This is a genomic window from Kitasatospora sp. NPDC091276, from assembly GCF_040684355.1.
Classification (GTDB): domain Bacteria; phylum Actinomycetota; class Actinomycetes; order Streptomycetales; family Streptomycetaceae; genus Kitasatospora.
On the sequence record NZ_JBFBFU010000027.1, the window covers coordinates 110,982 to 117,017 of the forward strand.

5 protein-coding genes are annotated in these 6,036 nt (G+C 71.5%); 1 reads left to right on the forward strand and 4 read right to left on the reverse strand.

The window, feature by feature from the left end:
* Nucleotides 1-2: 2 nt before the first annotated feature.
* The 4 genes from AB0O19_RS29085 to AB0O19_RS29100 form a co-directional block, all read right to left on the reverse strand.
* Nucleotides 3-1,271, reverse strand: coding sequence for a glycosyl hydrolase (locus AB0O19_RS29085; protein WP_363623716.1), 1,269 nt, complete (start codon nt 1,269-1,271; stop codon nt 3-5).
* Between the two features lie 76 nt (nt 1,272-1,347).
* Nucleotides 1,348-2,265 (reverse strand): carbohydrate ABC transporter permease, encoded by a 918-nt coding sequence (locus tag AB0O19_RS29090; protein WP_363623717.1) that lies wholly within the window; start codon nt 2,263-2,265, stop codon nt 1,348-1,350.
* 5 nt (nt 2,266-2,270) lie between these two features.
* A complete protein-coding gene (locus AB0O19_RS29095; protein ID WP_363581806.1) occupies nt 2,271-3,143 on the reverse strand; it encodes a sugar ABC transporter permease in 873 nt (290 codons plus the stop codon).
* Between the two features lie 97 nt (nt 3,144-3,240).
* Entirely contained in the window at nt 3,241-4,530 is a 1,290-nt protein-coding gene (locus AB0O19_RS29100) for a sugar ABC transporter substrate-binding protein (protein ID WP_363623719.1), read from the reverse strand.
* Between the two features lie 170 nt (nt 4,531-4,700).
* Here AB0O19_RS29100 and AB0O19_RS29105 point away from each other — a divergent pair, with 170 nt between their 5' ends.
* Nucleotides 4,701-5,777 carry a LacI family DNA-binding transcriptional regulator gene (locus tag AB0O19_RS29105; protein WP_363623721.1) on the forward strand — a complete coding sequence of 359 codons (1,077 nt, stop codon included), beginning with the start codon at nt 4,701-4,703 and terminating at the stop codon, nt 5,775-5,777.
* The last annotated feature ends 259 nt before the right edge of the window (nt 5,778-6,036 follow it).

The following is a 6,036-nucleotide window of genomic DNA, read 5'->3' on the forward strand; positions in this document are numbered from 1 at the left end:
GGTCAGAGAGAACGTACGTCGTCCGGGTGGACCACCTCGGTGATCCCGCGCGCGGCCAGGTGGGCCTGGTCCTCGGCGTGCTCGGCGAGGACGGTGGTCGGGCGGGCGCCCGCCTCGGCGAGGCGCATGAACGCCTCGTAGACGGCGCCGCCGGGCCCGCAGACCGAGCGCTTGGGCGCGGTCACCTCGTCCCCGGTGGCCACCACCACGGCGGTGGTGCGCGGCTCGGGCGGCTGCCAGGAGCGGCGCGCCTCGGCGGCGGCCTCGGCCAGCCGGGCGCCGGCCGGCTTGACCGCGCGGTCGGTGGTGAGCAGGCCGAGGCTGTACTCCAGCTCGGGGAAGTCGGCCAGCGAGCGGTCCACGTCGTGCGAGCACCACCAGGTGACGCCCCACACGTCCGGGCAGTCGAGCACGGCCTCGACGGTGGCGCCGGTGAACCGAGCGGCGTCCTCGGCGGTGATGTGCGGGGCGGGGGCGCCGACCTCCTGCAGCCAGACCGGGCGGGCCGGGTCGTCCGCCCAGGCCTTGGAGAGCTCGACCAGGTAGGCGGCGTGCTGCGCGGTGGCGGTGGAGTGGGCGCCGTAGCGCTGGGCGGTGCCGTTGAACACCCAGGAGTGCACGGCGGTGGCGGCGCCGATCCGGGCCGAGTGCCACGGGGTGAACGGGTGTTCGTCCAGGTACCAGGCGGCGTCGTAGGAGGCGTGCAGGTGCATCCGGCCGGGCGCGCCCTGCTCGCAGGCGTCGAGCATCCGGCGCAGCCAGGCGTCGGCCTGCCCGGGGGTGATCCGGTCGGGGTCGGGGTGCGGTTCGCCGGAGAACTGGTTGATCTCGTTGCCGAGCGTCATGCCGAGGAAGTTGGGCCGCTCGTGCAGCGCCTCGGCGAGGGTGCGCAGGTAGGCGGCCTGGCCGTCGAGGACCTCGGGGTCGGTGAAGATGTTCCGCCGGTGCCAGGTCTGCGTCCAGGAGGGCAGGAAGTCGAAGCTCGACAGGTGGCCCTGGAGGCCGTCCACCGCGACGTCCAGGCCGCGTTCGCCGGCCGCGTCCACCAGGGCCGCCAGCTGCTCGACGGCGCGCGGGCGGATCAGGGTGCGGTTGGGCTGGAACAGCGGCCAGAGCGGGAAGACCCGGACGTGGTCCAGGCCGAGTGCGGCGATGGAGTCGAAGTCGGCGCGGACGGCGTCGAGGTCGAAGTCGAGCCAGTGGTGGAACCAGCCGGCGCTGGGCGTGTAGTTGACGCCGAAGCGGGGGCGCTGCGGTGCGGGGTTGCTCATGGGCGGGTGAGTCCTCAACGGGTGTGGGGCGAACGGGCGGTGGGGTCAGGAATCGTCGGACACGTCCGGCCGGGGCCTAACCCTTGACGGCTCCCTCCTCGACGCCCTTGAAGAAGAAGCGCTGGCAGACGCCGAACACCACGACGATCGGCAGGAAGGCGATCATGGTGCCGGCCGCGATCAGCCGCGGGTTCGCGGAGAAGGTGCCGTTGAGGTACTGGAGTCCGACGGTGAGGGTGTACTTCTGCGGGTCGTTGAGCACGATCAGGGGCCAGAGGAAGTCGTCCCAGGCGCCGATGAAGGTGAAGATGACGATCACGCTGAGCATGCCGCGCACGTTGGGCAGGCCGATGTGCCAGAGCCGCTGCCACACGGTGGCGCCGTCGACCAGGGCGGCCTGGTCGAGTTCGAGCGGGACGGCGGCGAAGGCGGTGCGCATCAGCAGCACGTTGAGCATGGCGATCGCGCCGGGCAGGGCGACGCCGGTCAGGGTGTCGGCCAGACCGAGGCCGCGCACCAGCACGTACTGGGAGACGATGGTGACCTCGCCGGGGAGCACCAGGGTGGCGAGGAAGAGGCCGAGGACGAGCTTGGCGCCGCGGAAGCGAAGCCGGGCGAGCGCGAAGCCGGCCAGGGTGCAGCCGACCACGTTGCCGGTGATGCAGATGGCGGCGACGATCAGCGAGTTGAGGGCGTAGGTCCAGACCGGAATGGTCTCGGCGACCTTGCCGTAGTTGCCGAAGGTCAGCTGTTCGGGGATGAAGCTCGGGGTGCTGGTGTAGACGTCCTCGTTGGGACCCTTGAGGGAGGTGGAGAGCTGCCACAGGAACGGCCCGACCACCAGCAGCAGGACGAGCACCAGGAGCAGGTAGCGACCGGCGGTCTGGGCGGTGGAGGGGGTGTTGAAGCCCCGGGATCCCTGGGAGCCGCGGGATCCCTGCGAGCCCTGGGAACCTTGAGCGCGGCGGACGGCCTTCGAACGGGGGGAGGTCACGGGGTTCAGGCCGCCTTCCGGTTCAGGCGCATCAGCAGCAGCATCGGGCCGAGGGTGATGACGAAGAGCATCAGGCTGAGCGCGGAGGCGTAGCCGAGGTGGCCGTTGAAGCCGCGGCTGTACATCTGGATCAGCATCACCACCGACATGTCCCGCCCGCCCGGGCCGCCCTGGCCGTGGGAGAGCACGTACAGCTCGGAGAAGACGCGCAGCGCGCTGACCGAGATCAGGACGGAGACGAGCATCATGGTCGGCCGCACCCCGGGCAGGGTGACGTGCCAGAACCGGCGGATCGGGCTGGCGCCGTCGACGGCCGCCGCCTCGTGCAGTTCGCGCGGGACGTTGGCGAGGGCGGACAGGTAGATGACCATGTAGTAGCCGAAGCCCTTCCAGACGGTCAGGGCGATCGCGCTGAACAGCAGCAGCCAGCGGTCGGTGAGGAAGGCGACCGGGGAGTCGGTCAGACCGGACTGCTGGAGCAGGCCGTTGACCAGGCCGCGGTCGTCCAGCACCCAGCCCCAGATCAGCGCCACCACGACGGCGGAGGCGATGACCGGGGTGTAGAAGGCGGTGCGGAAGAAGGTGATGCCGGGGATCTTGCGCTGGACGAGCAGGGCGAGCAGCAGCGGCAGGATGGTCAGCAGGGGCAGGCAGACCAGCATGAAGACGATGCTGTTGAGCAGGGCGTCGGCGAGCTGTTCGTCGTCGAGCAGGCGCCCGTAGTTCTCCAGGCCGGTGAACTGCCCGCCGCCCAGGGGCTTGGCGTTGGTGAAGGACAGGATCACCGTGTTGACGGCCGGCCAGAGGTTGAAGACGGCCAGCCAGAGTATCGCGGGCCCGGCGAGCAGCCAGGGGGTGAACCAACGCCGGTGGGTCATGCCGTTGCCTTCCTGGGGGTGGTGCGGGTCATTCCCGGGTGCGGCGGGCAGGGGTGGCCCGCCGCTTGACCGGTACGGTCGGGGTGGCGCCTGGCCGTCAGCCCTTGAGCAGCTTGTTGCACTGCTCGACGGCGGAGTCCAGCGCCTGCTTGGAGCTCGCGTCGCCGCTGATGGCCAGCGCGATCTGCTGGTTGACGATGGTGCTCATGGCGTCGTCGACCTGGACGGGCTGGATCAGCTTGGCCTTGGCGAGCGAGTCGAAGGCGACGACCTTGGCGTCGCCGGCGTTGGTGCCGTCGCTCTTGCTGAAGAACGGGTCGTTCGCGGAGGCCTTGGTGGACGGGAAGACGCTGGTCAGGTGGGAGAACGCGGCCTGGTTCTCGGCGCTGGTGACCCAGCGGGCGAGGGCGACGGCGGCGGCCGGGTTCTTGGTGTTCTTCGGGATGGTCAGGCCCTGCACGTACAGCGGCGGGACGCCCATGGTGGGGGAGGAGACCATCTTCGGGGCGATCGTCGGGTTGTCGGTGGCGAGGCTGGTGATGAAGTTGCCGCCGCCGGTGGTCCAGGCGGCCGTGCCCGCGTTGAAGAGCTTGGAGTTGCCGACGTAGGTGTTGGTCAGCACGTCCTTGGGCAGCAGGCCCTCCTTGAAGGCGTCGCGGTACTTGTCGAGCAGCGCGGCGGCCTCGGGGGTGTTGAAGGTGAAGGACTTGCCGTCGTCGGACATGAGCTTCACGCCGGCGTTGTAGAGGTCGCCGAGGCCCGGCTTGCGGCTCATCAGGTAGGTCTGGCCGCCGGACTTCTCCTTCATCACCCGGGACTGGGCGATCAGGTCGTCCAGGCTGGCGGGGAGCTTCTTCGGGTCCAGCCCGTTCTTCGTCAGGAGTTCCGAATTCCAGTAGTTCACATCGGTGTTGAGGTACCACGGGTAGCCGAAGGTGCCGTTCAGGCCGGTGTAGCGGTAGGCCTCGACGCCGCCCGCGACGTACTCGTCGGCGAGCTTCGGGTCGGCCTTGAGGACGTCCAGCAGGAGGTCCTTCTTGGCCAGCGGGAAGGCGAAGTCCGGCGGGAGGTTGACCACGTCGGGCAGGCCGCCGGACGCGGCCTGGCTGAGCACCTTGTCGGAGTAGCCCTCGCCGGGCTGGTCGAGCCACTCGACCTCGACGCCGGGGTACTTCTTCTTGAAGCCGTCGAGGACGCCCTGCATGTAGTCGGTGAACTTCGGCTTGAGCGCCCAGGTCTGGATCGAGACCTTGCCCTTGACCTCGCCGGTGGCGGCCGCACTCGCCACGCTGTCGCTGTTCTTGCTTTCGCTGGAGCCGAGTCCGCAGCCGGTGAGTGCGGCCGCGGTGAACGCCGTCGTGGTCAGTGCCGCCCAGATTCTTCGCATGAGGGTCTCCCGGTCCTGGGGGTGGGTGGGGGATCGTGCCGAGCTCGGGGGGTGGTTTTGGGTCACGGGGGTGGTGCCGAGTTCCAGAACCTGTCTTACTAAACCGGTCTAGCTATGCCAGGGACTATGCTCCCGCCTAAACTTGGATGTCAAGAGAGGAGTCGGGTTCTGTGGCCAGACCGACGATCGCCGACATCGCGCGCCAGGCCGGTGTCTCCAAGGGCGCGGTCTCCTTCGCGCTCAACGGCCGCCCCGGCGTGAGCGAGGCGACCAGGGCCCGGATCCTGCGGGTCGCCGAGGAGATGAACTGGCGCCCGCACAGCGCCGCGCGGGCCCTCGGCGGAGCCAGGGCCGACGCCGTCGGGCTGGTGATCGCCCGCCCGGCCCGCACCATCGGCGTCGAGCCGTTCTTCAGCCAACTGCTGTCCGGCCTCCAGGCGGTGCTCTCGGCGAGCTCCGTCGCGCTGCACCTGATGGTGGTCGAGGACACCGCCGCAGAGATCGAGGTCTACCGGCGCTGGGCCTCCGAGCACCGGGTCGACGGCTTCATCGTCGTCGACCTCCAGGTCCGCGACCCGCGGCTGCCGGTGCTGGACGAACTCGGCCTGCCCGCCGTCATCCTGGGCGGGCCCGGCAAGGGCGGCGGCCCGCTGCGGATCTGGGCCGACGACCGGGAGGCGATGCTCTCCATCGTCGACTACCTGGCCGCCATCGGGCACCGCCGGATCGCCCACCTGGCCGGGCTGCCGCACTTCCAGCACACCCAGCGGCGGATCCGCGCGCTGCGCGACGCCTCCCGCCGGCTCGGACTGGAGGAGGCCGTGTCGGTGCCCACCGACTTCAGCGACGCCGAGGGCGCCGCCGCCACCCGCACCCTGCTCTCCCGGCCCCGGCGGCCCACCGCGATCGTCTACGACAGCGACGTGATGGCCGTCGCCGGGCTCGGCGTGGCCGGGGAGATGGGCGTCGCGGTGCCCGCCGAACTGTCCATCGTCTCCTTCGACGACTCGGTGCTGGCCCGGATCGTCCACCCGCCGCTGACCGCGCTCAGCCGGGACACCTTCGCGCTCGGCGAGCAGGTCGCCCGCAGCCTGCTGGCGGCCCTCGACGAGCCCGGCCCGGGGCGCGACCTGCAGATGCCCACACCGCGGCTGACCGTGCGCGAGTCCACCTCGCCGCCGGGGGCCGAGCCACCCGACGGGGTGGTTGCTGCGCGAGTCGTTGACAGCGCTCCTGAACCGGTTTAGGTTCGCTGCGCCGAGCGGCCTCCGCCCGGCGCGCACCCAGGCCCGCACCCTCCGCAGGCCCGCACCCTCCGCAGGCCCGCACCCCCGGCGGGCCCGCCGCGTCGCGGCTGCGGCCGGGCCGCCCCCCCCCCCCCCCGCCCCCCCCCCCCCCCCCCCCCCCCCCCCCCCAGCCCCCCCCCCCCCCCGGGGCCCCCCCCGCCCCCCCCCCCCCCCCCGGCCCCCCGCCCCCCGGCCCCCCCCCCCCCCCCCCGCCCCCCCC

Excerpts from the sequence above, each read along its gene's own strand:
- AB0O19_RS29085 (WP_363623716.1), bottom strand. The coding sequence starts at position 1,271 with ATGAGCAACCCCGCACCGCAGCGCCCCCGCTTCGGCGTCAACTACACG.
- AB0O19_RS29095 (WP_363581806.1), bottom strand. The coding sequence starts at position 3,143 with ATGACCCACCGGCGTTGGTTCACCCCCTGGCTGCTCGCCGGGCCCGCG.
- AB0O19_RS29100 (WP_363623719.1), bottom strand. The coding sequence starts at position 4,530 with ATGCGAAGAATCTGGGCGGCACTGACCACGACGGCGTTCACCGCGGCC.